Source organism: Micromonospora sp. NPDC047557, from assembly GCF_043205095.1.
Taxonomy (GTDB): domain Bacteria; phylum Actinomycetota; class Actinomycetes; order Mycobacteriales; family Micromonosporaceae; genus Micromonospora.
In genome coordinates, this window is record NZ_JBIDDK010000008.1 from 197,458 (window position 1) to 210,260 (window position 12,803).

Annotated in this window: 15 protein-coding genes; 7 read left to right on the forward strand and 8 right to left on the reverse strand. The window is 72.7% G+C overall.

What is annotated here, in order from left to right:
• Positions 1-26: 26 nt before the first annotated feature.
• Entirely contained in the window at positions 27-1,169 is a 1,143-nt protein-coding gene (locus tag ACGGAQ_RS20370; protein WP_393051460.1) for an acyl-CoA dehydrogenase family protein, read from the reverse strand.
• On the reverse strand, positions 1,166-2,275 hold the full coding sequence (locus ACGGAQ_RS20375) for a M24 family metallopeptidase (protein WP_393051462.1): 1,110 nt from the start codon (positions 2,273-2,275) through the stop codon (positions 1,166-1,168). Before ACGGAQ_RS20375 ends, ACGGAQ_RS20370 begins: the two co-directional genes overlap by 4 nt.
• A 205-nt stretch (positions 2,276-2,480) precedes the next feature.
• Between ACGGAQ_RS20375 and ACGGAQ_RS20380 the strand changes: the two genes are divergently transcribed.
• Entirely contained in the window at positions 2,481-3,851 is a 1,371-nt protein-coding gene (locus tag ACGGAQ_RS20380) for a glycosyl hydrolase family 18 protein (RefSeq protein ID WP_393051464.1), read from the forward strand.
• Positions 3,852-3,892: 41 nt separating this feature from the next.
• Here the strand turns inward: ACGGAQ_RS20380 and ACGGAQ_RS20385 are convergent, their stop codons facing one another.
• Complete coding sequence (locus tag ACGGAQ_RS20385) at positions 3,893-4,780, reverse strand: winged helix-turn-helix transcriptional regulator (RefSeq protein ID WP_393051466.1); 888 nt, start codon at positions 4,778-4,780, stop codon at positions 3,893-3,895.
• Positions 4,781-4,906: 126 nt separating this feature from the next.
• Between ACGGAQ_RS20385 and ACGGAQ_RS20390 the strand changes: the two genes are divergently transcribed.
• Positions 4,907-6,175, forward strand: coding sequence for an MFS transporter (locus ACGGAQ_RS20390; RefSeq protein ID WP_393051468.1), 1,269 nt, complete (start codon positions 4,907-4,909; stop codon positions 6,173-6,175).
• Here the strand turns inward: ACGGAQ_RS20390 and ACGGAQ_RS20395 are convergent.
• Positions 6,159-7,250, reverse strand: a complete 1,092-nt coding sequence (locus ACGGAQ_RS20395; RefSeq protein WP_393051470.1) for a DUF4037 domain-containing protein — start codon at positions 7,248-7,250, stop codon at positions 6,159-6,161. The genes ACGGAQ_RS20390 and ACGGAQ_RS20395 overlap by 17 nt on opposite strands.
• Before the next feature lie 119 nt (positions 7,251-7,369).
• Between ACGGAQ_RS20395 and ACGGAQ_RS20400 the strand changes: the two genes are divergently transcribed.
• Together ACGGAQ_RS20400 and ACGGAQ_RS20405 are read left to right on the forward strand one after the other, a co-directional pair.
• Positions 7,370-7,597, forward strand: coding sequence for a hypothetical protein (locus tag ACGGAQ_RS20400; protein ID WP_393051472.1), 228 nt, complete (start codon positions 7,370-7,372; stop codon positions 7,595-7,597).
• A gap of 59 nt (positions 7,598-7,656) precedes the next feature.
• Positions 7,657-8,583: a 5'-3' exonuclease H3TH domain-containing protein gene (locus ACGGAQ_RS20405; RefSeq protein ID WP_393051474.1), complete on the forward strand. Its 927-nt coding sequence runs from the start codon at positions 7,657-7,659 to the stop codon at positions 8,581-8,583.
• A 56-nt stretch (positions 8,584-8,639) separates the two neighbouring features.
• On the opposite strand, the gene ACGGAQ_RS20410 is transcribed toward ACGGAQ_RS20405, so the two are convergent.
• Positions 8,640-9,356, reverse strand: coding sequence for an isocitrate lyase/phosphoenolpyruvate mutase family protein (locus ACGGAQ_RS20410; protein ID WP_393051476.1), 717 nt, complete (start codon positions 9,354-9,356; stop codon positions 8,640-8,642).
• 189 nt (positions 9,357-9,545) lie between these two features.
• Between ACGGAQ_RS20410 and ACGGAQ_RS20415 the strand changes: the two genes are divergently transcribed.
• The 3 genes from ACGGAQ_RS20415 to ACGGAQ_RS20425 are packed head-to-tail and all read left to right on the forward strand — an operon-like array spanning position 9,546 to position 10,796.
• A complete protein-coding gene (locus tag ACGGAQ_RS20415; protein ID WP_393051478.1) occupies positions 9,546-10,004 on the forward strand; it encodes an SRPBCC domain-containing protein in 459 nt (152 codons plus the stop codon).
• A complete protein-coding gene (locus tag ACGGAQ_RS20420; protein WP_393051480.1) occupies positions 10,001-10,351 on the forward strand; it encodes an ArsR/SmtB family transcription factor in 351 nt (116 codons plus the stop codon). The genes ACGGAQ_RS20415 and ACGGAQ_RS20420 overlap by 4 nt, the downstream gene beginning before the upstream one ends.
• A 1-nt stretch (position 10,352) precedes the next feature.
• On the forward strand, positions 10,353-10,796 hold the full coding sequence (locus ACGGAQ_RS20425; RefSeq protein WP_393051482.1) for an SRPBCC domain-containing protein: 444 nt from the start codon (positions 10,353-10,355) through the stop codon (positions 10,794-10,796).
• 9 nt (positions 10,797-10,805) lie between these two features.
• Here ACGGAQ_RS20425 and ACGGAQ_RS20430 read toward each other — a convergent pair whose 3' ends face one another.
• The 3 genes from ACGGAQ_RS20430 to ACGGAQ_RS20440 form a co-directional block, all read right to left on the reverse strand.
• On the reverse strand, positions 10,806-11,108 hold the full coding sequence (locus tag ACGGAQ_RS20430; protein ID WP_234581891.1) for a GNAT family N-acetyltransferase: 303 nt from the start codon (positions 11,106-11,108) through the stop codon (positions 10,806-10,808).
• 99 nt (positions 11,109-11,207) lie between these two features.
• A complete protein-coding gene (locus tag ACGGAQ_RS20435; protein WP_234581892.1) occupies positions 11,208-11,477 on the reverse strand; it encodes a GlsB/YeaQ/YmgE family stress response membrane protein in 270 nt (89 codons plus the stop codon).
• 149 nt (positions 11,478-11,626) lie between these two features.
• On the reverse strand, positions 11,627-12,802 hold the full coding sequence (locus ACGGAQ_RS20440; protein ID WP_393051485.1) for a lactonase family protein: 1,176 nt from the start codon (positions 12,800-12,802) through the stop codon (positions 11,627-11,629).
• Between the last annotated feature and the right edge of the window lies 1 nt (position 12,803).

Below are 12,803 nucleotides of genomic sequence, written 5' to 3' on the forward strand. Positions count from 1 at the left end.
GACGAACGCAGCGCTGGCCCGCCTTGTCAGCTCTTGGCGAGCGCCCGGGAGATCACCAACCGCTGGATCTGGTTGGTGCCCTCCACGATCTGCAGCACCTTCGCCTCGCGCATGTACCGCTCGACCGGGTGGTCGGCCACGTAGCCGGCGCCGCCGAGCACCTGCACGGCATCGGTGGTCACCCGCATCGCCATGTCGGTGGCGAAGAGCTTCGCCTTCGCCGCCTCGATGGAGTACGGACGCCCCGCGTCGCGCAGCCGGGCCGCCGCCAGGGTCAGCGCGCGGGCGGCGGAGATCTGGGTGGCCGCGTCGGCGAGCAGGAAGCCCAGGCCCTGGAAGTCGATGATGGACCGGCCGAACTGCTGGCGTTCCCGGGCGTAGCCGACCGCGTAGTCGAGCGCGGCCTGGGCCAGCCCGACCGCGCAGGCGGCGATGCCCAGTCGACCCGAGTCCAGCGCGGACATCGCGATGGTGAAGCCCGCCCCCTCGCCGCCGACCAGCCGGTCGGCCGGCACCCGCGCCTCCTCGAAGGCGATCTGCGCCACCGGCGAGGACCGCAGCCCCATGGTCCGCTCGGCGGCCTGCGGCGCGATGCCGGCGGTGCCCGCGTCGGCGACCAGGCAGGAGATGCCCTTCGGGCCGGGCCCGCCGGTGCGGCAGAAGACGTTGTAGAAGTCGGCCACCCGGGCGTGCGTGATCCACGCCTTGGTGCCGGAGACGACGTACGCGTCGCCGTCGCGGATCGCCCGGGTGCTCAGCGCCGCCGCGTCGGAGCCGCCCTGCGGCTCGGAGAGGCAGTACGCGCCGAGCAGCTCGCCGCCGAGCATGTCGGGCAGGAGCTTGCGCTGCTCGGCGCTGCCGAACGCGGCGACCGGGTAGCAGCTCAGGGTGTGCACGCTGACCGCCTCGGCGACCGCGAGCCACCGGCTGGCCAGGATCTCCAGCACCTGCAGGTACACCTCGTACGGCTGCGCCGCGCCGCCGTGTTCCTCGGCGTAGGGCAGGCCGAGCAGGCCGGCGCGGCCGATGGTGCGCAGCACCTCGCGGGGGAACTCGGCGCGTTCCTCGAAGCCCGCGACCTTCGGCGCGAGCTCGCGGTCGGCCAGCTCGGTGGCGAGGTCCAGCAGGTCGTGGGCCTCGTCGGTGGGGAGGATCCGGTCGACAGTCATAGCGCGATGAGCTCCGTGGGGGTGGTGTTGAGCCGCTGCACGCCGTCCGTCGTGCAGACGACGATGTCCTCGATGCGGGCGCCGTGTCGGCCCGCGAGGTAGATGCCCGGTTCGATGGAGAACGCCATGCCGGCCTCCAGGGGCCGGTCGTTGCCGGCCACCAGGTAGGGCTCCTCGTGACCGTCCAGGCCGATGCCGTGCCCGGTGCGGTGCAGGAACGCGTCGCCGTAACCGGCGGCGGCGATCGGCTCCCGGGCCGCCGCGTCGGCCGCCGCGCCGGTGATCCCGGGACGGACCGCCGCGACCGCCGCACGCTGGGCGGCGTGCAGCACCGCGTAGTAGTCCACGAAGTCGGCCGGCGCCGGCCCGCCCGCCACGTAGGTGCGGGTGCAGTCCGAGCGGTAGCCCGACGGCATCGTGCCGCCGATGTCCACCACCACCGGCTCCCCGGCGCCGATCGGCCGATCCGAGGTGCCGTGGTGCGGGCTGGCCCCGTTCGGGCCGGCGGCCACGATGACGAAGTCGACGGTCACGTGCCCGGCGTCGCGGATCGCCGCCGCGATGTCGGCCGCCACCTCGGCCTCGGTGCGGCCCGGGCGCAGCCACTGGCCCATGCGCAGGTGCACCTCGTCGATGGCCGCGCCCGCCTCGGCCAGCGCCGCGACCTCCGCCGGGGTCTTGCGGATCCGCAGCTCGCGCAGCACCTCGCCGGCGAGCCGCTGCGCGGCGCCGGGCAGCGCCGCGCGCAGGGCGAGGACCTGCTCGGCCCACATCCGGTCGGCGAGCCCCACGGCCGCCGGCGGGCCGTCGAGGGCGGCGACGACCAGGGGGTACGGGTCGACGCCGTCGGGATGGTCGACGATGCGGACGCCGGTGTTCGGTGCCGCCTCCGCGGCCGGACGCTCCAGCCTGGGCACGATGAGCGTGGGCACACCCTCGGCGGGAAGCACCAGGCAGGTCAGCCGCTCCCCCACGTGGGCGTCGTACCCGGTCAGGTAGCGCAGATCGGAGCCGGGCGTGAGCAGCAGCGCGTCCAGGCCGGCCGCGGCGGTGGCGCGCTGCGCGGCGAGCAGCCGGTCCGGCGGGTACAACTCATCGGTTCCCACCCCGTGAGCTTAACGGTCGTTTGGGCCTCCCCAGAACCCCGCATCCGCCCGGGCGAGGAAATCCATCGGCGTTGATTGACGCCGACAGTTAACACTCTTTAAGATTTGGCTGCCTCGAGGCCCACCCGTACCTGCGTACCGCATTTCCCGCCCGCGACAACCCTGCGCGGGCGGGCGTCGTCCCCCGCCCACGGGAAGGCCCCCGATGTCCTCACCACTGCGCCGCGCCCTCGCCGCCGGCCTGCTCGCGCTGGCCACCGCCGGTGCCACCGTCACCCTCGTCCCCACCGCCGCGCAGGCCGTGGTGCTGCCGAACAACTTCAAGAGCGTCGGCTACATGCCCTCGTGGGCTGGCAACGTCAACACCATCCAGTACGACAAGCTCACCCACATCAACTACGCGTTCGTGCTGCCCAACAACGACGGCAGCCTGCGCGCGGTGGAGAACCCGAGCAAGCTCTCCTCGCTGGTCTCCCAGGCGCACGCCAACAACGTCAAGGTCTCGATCGCCGTGGGCGGCTGGAACGACGGCAACGACTCGGCCTTCGAGGCCCTCGCCGCCAACTCCGGCAGCCGGACCGCCTTCGTCAACAACCTGGTCAACTTCGTCAACCAGTACAACCTCGACGGCGTCGACATCGACTGGGAGTACCCGGACCCGGGCGCCTCGGCGAACAACTACAGCCAGCTCATGTCGCAGCTCGGCAGCGCCATGCACAGCCGCGGCAAGCTGCTCACCGCGGCCGTCGTCTCCGAGGGCTACTACCTCGACGGCGTGCCGACGGCCGTGTTCGGCCAGGTCGACTGGCTCAACATCATGGCGTACGACGGCGGCAGCCCGCATTCCAACTACGACTGGTCGATCAACAGCATCAACCTGTGGAAGTCCCGCGGCCTGCCGGCCAGCAAGGCCGTCCTCGGCATCCCGTTCTACAGCCGCCCGGGCTACTACACGTACTCGGCGCTCGTCGCCCTGGACCCGGCCAACGCCAACCGGGACTGCACCACGGCCGGCGGCGCGCAGCAGTGCTACAACGGCGTCCCGACCGTCAAGCGCAAGACGCAGTGGGCCCTCGCAAACGCCGGCGGCGTCATGAACTGGGAGCTGTCGCAGGACACCACCGGCTCCACCTCGCTGGTCAGCGCCATGTACGACACCATCATGGGCGGCACCACCCCGCCGCCGTCCGGTCGTACCGGCCAGATCACCGGCCTCGGCGGCAAGTGCGTCGACGTGGCCTCCGCGAGCACCGCCAACGGCACCGCCATCCAACTCTGGGGCTGCAACGGCACCAACGCGCAGACCTGGACCGTCGCCAGCGACGGCACGCTGCGCGCCCTCGGCAAGTGCGCCGACATCACCAGCGGCTCCACCGCCAACGGCGCCAAGGTGCAGCTGTACGACTGCAACGGCAGCGGCGCCCAGGTCTGGCAGGCGCAGTCCAACGGCACCCTGCGCAACCCGCAGTCCAACAAGTGCCTGGACGTCACCGACAACAGCTCCGCCGACGGCGCCCGGTTGCAGATCTGGGACTGCTTCGCCGGCGCCAACCAGCGCTGGACCCTCCCGGCCTGAACCTGAACCTGACGCTGCGATCCCCGGTCGACGCCCTCGCGTCAGCCGGGGATCGTCGCGTGGTCGCGGGCCAGGGCCAGCATCTCGTCGACCGATCCGGCCGGATCGGTGACCGGGAACTGCACCGCCCGCACCACCGACGTCGGGTCGATGAGCATCGTCAGTCGCTTGAACCGGGTCACCCCGCCGGCGGAGAAGACCGGCAGCAGCAGCCCCGCGGCGAGCCGACCGTCCTGATCGGACAGCAACGGAAACGGCAGCCCCGCGTACGCGGCGAACTCGGCGAGCTGGTCCGGCCGCTGGGTGCTGATCCCGCGCACCCGTACCCCGGCCGCCTCGAAGGCCGGGTGCCGGTCGGCGTACGTGGTCGACTCCAGGGTGCAGCCCCGGGCGCCGGGAATCTCCGCCCAGCCCGGCGGGTAGCCCTGCGTTCCCGGCGCGTACGCCCCGGGGAAGAGGTAGAGGACGCTCCAGACGTCCGGCGTGGTCACCGTGACCGGCCGCCCGTCGGCGCCGGGCAGGACGACCTCCGGCAGCCGTCGGCCCACCAGCGCGTGTGCCCGTCGGGCCTCGGCCGAGGCGTCGTCGGCGGTCGCGGTCAACTCTCCGTCACCCATCAGGTGCCTCGTTCCCCAGTCCTGGAGGGCGATCAGCACCGGCAGCAGGCCCGCGCCCTTCGCGGTGAGCAGATAGTCGTGCCGGGGCGGATGCGCTGAGTACGGGCGGCGTTCCAGCACGCCGTGCTCGACCAGGGCGGCGAGGCGTTCGGTCAGCGCCCGCCGGCTGACGCCCAGTTCGCGCTGGAGCGCGTCGAAGCGGGTCGTGCCGCCGGCGACGTCGCGCACGATGAGGAACGTCCACCAGTCCCCCAGCACGCCGAGCGCCTGCGCGATGCCGCAGTCCGCGTCCGCGAGATCCTCTCGTCGCACCCGCTTCCTCCCTCCGTCCGGCACGACTATAGTCCGTTCCAGATTGGAACGGACCATCACGGGCACGCGCCAACGGCACGCACTGACACCGGGAACGCATCGGCGCGACGGACGGGGGCCGACGACATGCACGTCGACGAACGGGCCGGAGTGTTCTGGCGCTGGTGGACCGCCGGCACGACCAGTCTGGTCGGGTCGGCGGTCGGCGCGGTGGCCCTGCCGCTGACCGCGCTCACCGTCCTGGACGCCTCCGCGTGGCAGATGGGTCTGATCGCCGCGGCCAGCTACGTCGCCTGGATCGTGATCGGCCTGCCCGCCGGTGTGATCGTGCAGCGCCTGCCGCTGCGCGGCACCCAGGTCGGCGCGGACCTGGCCCGCGCCGTCGCCGTCGCGTCGATCCCGCTGGCCTGGTGGTGGGGGCAGCTCACCGTGACCCACCTGGTGGTCACCGCGCTCGTCGTCAGCTTCGCCAACGTGCTGTTCGACGTGGCCAACTCGACCTTCCTGCCCAGCATCGTCGAGCGCGAGCAGTTGCAGTCGCGCAACAGCCTCACCTCGGCCACCCACGCCGCGACCCTGCTCAGCGGCCCATCGCTCGGTGGGCTCGCCGTGCAGGCGCTCGGCGCGGTGCCCACCCTGCTCGTCGACTCGGCCAGCTACCTCGTCTCGGCGGCTCTGCTGCGTACCCTGCCCGCGCGCCGCGTCGACGCGCCCGAGCACTGGCCGCCGGTCGGTGAGCTGATCCGCGAGGGCTGGCGCTACGTCGCGTACCACCCGGTCATGGGCCCGTGCATGTGGGCCGCGACGGCCATGAACTTCGTCTGCGGCGCGCAGTTCGCGCTGCACCCGCTCTACCTGGTCCGCGACCTGCACGCGCCGGCCGGCCTGGTCGGCGTCCTGCTCGCCGTCGAGGGTGTCGGCGCGCTGGTCGGGGCGGCCCTCACCACGTGGATCACCACCCGGCTCGGCAGCGCCCGCGCGCTGGTCGCCGCGGGGTTCACGACGGTCGCCGGAGCGTTCCTGATCCCCGGGGGCACCGGTTGGACGGCTTACGTCGCCTTCGCCGCCGGCAGCATCGTCTTCTCTCTCGGCACGGTCGTGCTCAGCGTGACCACCCGGACATACCGGCAGATCGCCAGCCCACCCGAGCTCCTCTCCCGGGTGATGGCGACCGTGCGGTTCGTCTCCTGGGGCGCCATCCCGGTCGGCGGGCTGGTCGCCGGCGCGCTCGCCGGCCCGCTCGGCGCCCGCGCCACCCTGTTCGCCTTCGCGGCGACCCTGATCGGCGCGCCACTGGTGCTGCTGCTCTCCCCCGTCCGGCACCTGCGCGACCTCACCGACCACGACCGCGACCACGACCAGGGCCGGCGTCCGGCCGTCACCACTGGTCGGTGATCGCACCCGACCAGAGGCCGTCGGCCACCCGACGAGCCCGGGTCGCGTCGCTGAGCACATCGACGCTGTGCACGTACTGGTCGACCGCGCCCAGCAGCGGTCGGTCGCGCAGCGTCGGGTCGGTCACCGCGGCGCGTAGTGCGGCGGCGACGCGCTCGGCACGCAGCACCAGGAACGGCCGGCGGTGAAACGGCCCGGCCCGGGCGCGTACCGGGGCCGCCAGAGAAGTCTCGTCGGTCCACCGGGCCATGGTCTCCAGTGCCTCGACCAGACCGGCCTGGCGCCGGGTCCAGTCGCCCGGGCCCGTCGCCTCGTCCAGCGCCGCGACCGCCGGGGCCGCGCCGGGCAGCCTGGCGAAGGCCGTGCCGAGCCATTTGTCGTACGGCGGCCAGCGTCGACGCAGCAGCAGACCGAGCCGGAGCACGTCCCGGGCGATGCCCCCGGTGACGACCCGGCTGCCCACCTCGTCGCCGACCTCAGCGCACCGGCCGGGCAGGTGCTCAGCCTGCGCGATCCGCGTCCACACCGCGGCCAGGACGTACCGCCACACGTCCGGCGGATACCACCGCAGCGCCGCCCGTCGAGCGGTCAACGCCCCGTCGAGGCCGTCGTGGAAGACCCCGCCACCGGTCACCTCCGCCAACCGCTGGGTCGGGCTCGCGAGCCAGTCCGCCGTGCCGACCCCGGCCAGCGGGTCGAAGCCGAGCCGGCGGCGCCACCAACCGGCCACCTCGTCGACCGTGACCCCGTGCCGCGTCCCGGCCGCGTCGGCCACGCCCACTCGTCCGTCGCCGGCGAAACGGGTGGGCCAGCCGAGGAACTCCGTCGGCAGGTCGGCGTCCAGCACGGCGCGCATCCGTGAGATCGCGGCGACGTCAGCCGGCTCGACGAACACCTGCACGCGCGGGCCCCAGTCGTGGTCGGTGGACCGGGCCGTGTCCAGGCCAAGCAGCTCCGAGCCGCCGTCGAGCAGCCCCGCCGCGTACCGCAGGCCGGGGAGCCGACCGCGCAGAATCGGCGCGACCACCTCGTCGTGGTACCGGCGGGCCAGCACCAGGCCGGGGAGAAACGCCACCCCGGCAGTCTGCGCCGTCGGCGGGCCCGCCCGCACTGTGGTTTTCCGGGTAGGACCGGGGCGGGGGCCATAGCCTGGGATCGGGACGGCCGCATGGGGCCGCGACCGGGAGGGCCGACGTGACAGCGAACGAGGCGAACCGGGCGGCCACCCGTCGTCGCCGGCAACTGTGGGCCGGGGTTCTCGCGCTCGCCGGCCTGGTCCTGCTGGTCATCGGGCTCACCGTGGCCGACGGCGTCGCCGCCTGGGTCGAGGTGCTGGTCGCGATCCTGCTGCTGGTGACCAGCTACGTCGTGCAGCACCTCGCCCGCCGCGACACCGTCTACCGGCAGGACGAGCGGCGCTGACGCCGCCGGGCGGCCGGGCGTACCACTGATCGTCGCAGGGCTGTGCCAGGCTGTCGGGCGTGGCACACCGATCCCCGATCCTGCTGATCGACGCACCCAGCCTCTACTTCCGGGCCTACTTCGGCATCCCGGAGTCCGCCGCGCGCGCCGAGGACGGCACGCCCGTCAACGCGGTGCGCGGCTTCCTGGACATGCTCGCCACGCTCATCCGTGGTCGGGGCGCCGACCGGATGGTGTGCGCTCTGGACTACGACTGGCGGCCGGCGTGGCGGGTCGAGCTGCTGCCGTCGTACAAGGCGCACCGGGTGGCCCCGCAGGGCGGTGAGGTCGTCCCCGACACGCTCTCCCCGCAGGTGCCGATGATCCTGAAGGTCCTCGACGCGGTCGGCATCACCGCCGTCGGCGCGACCGGTTACGAGGCCGACGACGTGCTCGGCACGCTGTCGGTGACCCAGCCGGGCCCGGTCGAGGTGGTCTCCGGCGACCGGGACCTGTTCCAGCTCATCGACGACTCCCGGGACGTACGGCTGCTCTACGTCGGGCGCGGCGTGGCCAAGCTCGACGACTGCGACGACGCGGCGGTACGCGCCCGCTACGGGGTGCCCGCCGACCGGTACGCCGACTTCGCCGCCCTGCGCGGCGACCCCAGCGACGGACTGCCCGGGGTGCCGGGCGTCGGCGAGAAGACCGCCGCGCGACTCATCGAGCGGTACGGCAGCATCGACGGCATCCTGGCCGCGCTGGACGACTCCGACTCGTCCTTCGCGCCGGGCCTGCGCACCAAGCTGGCCGCCGCCCGCGACTACCTGGCCGTCGCGCCGACGGTGGTCCGGGTCGCCCTGGACGTGGCCCTGCCGGAGCTGCCCACCGCGCTGCCGACCGCCCCCGCCGATCCGGAGCGGCTGCTCGAGCTGGCCGGCCGGTGGAACCTGGCCGGCTCCGCCCGCCGCCTCGTGGACGCCCTGGCCGCCCGCGCCGACGTCTGACCGGGCGGCGCCCTCTACCGAGGCACGCCGCCCGCCCCCGGGGACGCGCCGGTGTCTCACGCGCGCAGGTTGGCCGCCAGCTCACCGATCGCGGCCATCGCGTAGCGCTGCAGTCCCGGGCCGAACGTGATGCGGGTGGCACCGTGTCGGGCCAGCTCGGTCACGGACTCCCGGTTCGGCGCGGCGGCCATGTTGATGGGGCCGGTGATGCCCTCGCGCAGCGCCGGCAGGACCTCGGTCGGCGCCCGCAACGGGTACACGCAGTCGGCGCCCGCCGCCACGTACAGCTTCGCTCGGGCGACGGCGTCGGCCGGGTCACCCGAGCCGAACAGGAACGTGTCGACGCGCGCGTTGATGACGAGCGCGTCGCCGGCCGCCGCCCGCACCTCGGCCAGCCAGTCCGCGTGCCGCTGCGGATCCTTGAGCGTGGCGTGCCCCTCGGAGTCCTCCAGGTTGCAGCCGACGACGCCCGCCTCCAGCAGCCGCTCGACCAGCTCGGTGGGGGCGAGCCCGTAGCCGTCCTCCACGTCCGCGGACACCGGAACGGAGACGGCCCGCACGACCCTCGCCACCGCGGCGAACATCTCGGCGGGCGGGGTGGCACCGTCCTCGTAGCCGAGGGAGGCGGCGATCCCGGCGCTCGGGGTGGCGAGCGCTTCGAAGCCGGCGTCGGCGAAGACCCGGGCGCTGCCCGCGTCCCAGACGTTCGGCAGGACGAGCGGGTCGCCGGCGGGGCGGTCGTGGTGCAGGGCACGGAAGGTGGCGGCTGTCATCGTTCAGGTCTCCCGACGAGATGTGGAGGGACGATGGCGAGGGCAGGGCGAATGCCCACCATGGACCGTACCGTCATCGCCCGTTCCAGGCGTCGTGCCGTCTCCGGGGCAATACGCAACCATCGGTTGCGCGAGGCGCCTGGAGCGTTGTAACCTGACGCAACCAAAGGTTGCGAAAGGGTGGTGCGCATGGAGTACGGAGTCATCGAACGCGACATCGACGTCAACGCCTCGCCGGAGGTGGTCTTCGAGGTGATCAGCCAGCCCGAGCACGTGCGGGAGTGGTGGCCCGACGACGCCCGGTTCGAGCCGGTCGAGGGCGCTCCTGGCGAGTTGGTGTGGCGCGACGCGCAGACCGGCGAGACGACGACCGTGGACCTCGCCGTCGTGGACGTCGACCCGCCGAAGCGGTTCTCCTTCCGGTGGTCCTTCACCGAGCCCGACCGGGGCGGGCAGTCGCTGCTGGTCACCTTCGACCTCGTCCCGATCGCGACGGGGACCCGCGTCCGCATGACGGAGACCGGTTTTCGCGAGATGGGCTGGGAGATCGCCCTGCTCGAGAAGCAGTACCAGGAACACGTCAGCGGGTGGAACCACTACATTCCCGCGCTCGGCACGTACGTCGCACGGCTGGTCGCCACGTCATGAGCACGGCCGTCGACGACGCCCTGTGGTCGGCGATCGGGGACCCGATCCGGCGCAGCATGATCGACCTGCTGCTCACCGGCGGGCCCGGCACCGCCACGTCGCTGAGCGAGCGACTGCCCGTCACCCGCCAGGCCGTCTCGAAGCACCTGGCCGTCCTGGACCGGGTCGGCCTGATCCACTCCGCGCCGGCCGGTCGTGAGCGTCACTACCAGGTCGACGAGGCGCAGCTCGCGCGTGCGGTCGCCCAACTGACCGCCGTCGGTGCCACCTGGGATGCCCGACTCCGCCGGATCAAGCGGATCGCCGAGACGATCGAACGTCACCGTACCGACAACCAGGGAGAATGAGATGGTCGACATCCTGCACCGGGTCGGCGTCGTCGCCCCGCTCGACGACGTCTACCGCGCGGTGGCCACTCCGGAGGGCCTCGCCGCCTGGTGGACGACCGACACCGTTGGCAAGAGCGAGGTCGGCGGGCAGTTGGCCTTCCGGTTCGGCGACGCCGGAGGCTTCGACATGGAGGTGCTGGAGCTGGAACCCACCGGCCACGTCCGCTGGCGGGTCACCGACGGCCCCGCGGAATGGGTGGGCACCGAGATCGACTGGCGCCTCGACCAGCGGGGCGATTACACCATCGTCCTGTTCAGTCACGAGGGCTGGCGCGAGCCGGGCGAGTTCATGCACCACTGCAGCACCAAGTGGGCGACGTTCCTGATGAGCCTCAAGGAGCTGGTGGAGACCGGGCGCGGCAGGCCGGCGCCGGACGACGTCCAGATCAGCGACTGGCACTGAGCCCGGCCGCTACTTCACCTTCCGGGTGGACCGCACCACGATGTCCTCGTACTCCGGGTGCTTGACCAGCCACTCGGCGAGGAACGGGCAGATCGGCACCACGGTGCGTCCCCTGGCCCGCGCGTCGTCCATGACCGCGCGGGCCAGGGTCGACCCGACGCCCCGGCCCTCGTACGCCGGATCGACCTCGGTATGGGTGTAGGCGATGATGGCGCCGGTCAGCTGGTAGGTGACCACCCCGGCGACCGCGCCCGTCTCGTCGCGCGCCTCGAACCGCTCCCGCGTCGGCGCGTCTGTCACGGTGAACTGCACCGGACCATCCAAGCACAGCGCCCGTGGCGGCCTCACCGGGTCGCCGCCACGATGCGCGGCGGGCCCGCCCTCCACGGGGAGCGGACCCGCCCCGGGACGTCAGACGCGTCGGCGGCCGTACACGGCGGCGGTGACGGCCACGCCGATCGCGGCGAACACGACCTGCAGGAGCAGTTCGATCCAGTCGATGCCGGCGGTGTCGTCGACGCCGAGCCCACCGGCCACGAGGGTGCCGAGGATCGCGGCGAGCACGCCGATAGCCAGGGTGAGCACGATCGAGATGTTCTGCTTGCCGGGCACCACGAGCCGCCCGAGGGCGCCGATGACCAGGCCGATGATGATCGCGGTGAAGAAGCCCTGGATTTCCACGGGGCCGTCCCTTCGAAGATGTTGTCGTCAGCGACGCTCTTGTGCCCCGCAGCGGGCACCGCCGAAACCACTGCTCGGTGGCGCCGGCCCGGGTGGGGACATGCGCTGGTCCCGGTCGCAGGCGACCGGGACCAGCGGTGTGCCAGCCGTCAGGAGGCGGCGATGCCCTCCATGCCGATGCCGTCGGCGAACGTCGGCAGGCCCTCGACGGTGGTGACGAGGCGCAGCGAACCGTCGTCGTTCACCTCGTAGCCCTGCACGTTGCCGGCGGCGGCGTTCTGGACGTACAGGAAGCCGTCGCTGGTGGTCATGTCGATCGACCCACCGCCGGTGTCGGCGGCGACGGCGTGGACGAGTTCGAGCTTGCCGTCGTCGTCGACCCGGTAGGCGCTGATGGTGGAGCTGCCGGCGTTGGCGACGTAGAAGTACTCGCCGACCCGCTGGATCCAGCAGGGCGCCTGCTGACCGTTCGGCACCGACGGCCCGACCTGGTCGAGGGCACCGTCCTCGTCGACGTCGAACCGGCTGACCTCGTTGCTGCCGGACTCGGTGACCAGCACCGAGTCCTGGGTGTCGAACGTGAAGCCGAACGGCACGGACCCGGCGTCGCTGATGACGGGGTGGCGGGCCAGTTCGCCGTCGCGACCGACCTCGAAGCTGAACATGACGTTGGCGGCCTTGGTCGACACCAACACGAACTCACCGTCCGGGTCGATCTCGACCTGGGCGGGGGCGGTCATGAACGCGGGCGGGTTGCCGTTGTGCAGGCCGAGCGACCGGTTGGCGCCGTGGATCGGCGACAGGCGGCCCTTGTACAGCTCGAAACCCTGCACCGAACCCTCGCCACCGGCGTTGAGCACGTAGACGAGGTCACCGCGGACCGCGACGCTGACCGGGAGCAGACCCCCGGACCAGATCACCTGCTCCCAGCGCAGGCGGGTGCCGTCGACGCGGAAGACGGTCACGGTGTTGCTGCCGGCGTTCACGGCGAACAGCAACCCCCGGTGGTACGTCAACGACCCCTGCGACGCCAGCGCGTCGACCGGAGCGCCAATGGTGAAGCCGCCCAGCCCGCCGGTCTCGTACTCACCCGCCTTGCTGAGGCGGCCGTCCTCGTCCCGGTCGTACACCTTGATGGTGTTGCCCTCGGCCTTGTTGGTCTGCACGAAGACCGCGCCCTCGCTTGCCTGGTGGTGTCCACCTCCCCCGCGGTCATCGTGGTTGCCGGCCGAGCCGCCGCCGTCGGCCCACGCAGCTCCGGGAAGCGTTCCGACGCTGGTCAGACCCACCAGGAGGGCCGCCGCTAGCGCTACGCTGCGCTTCATT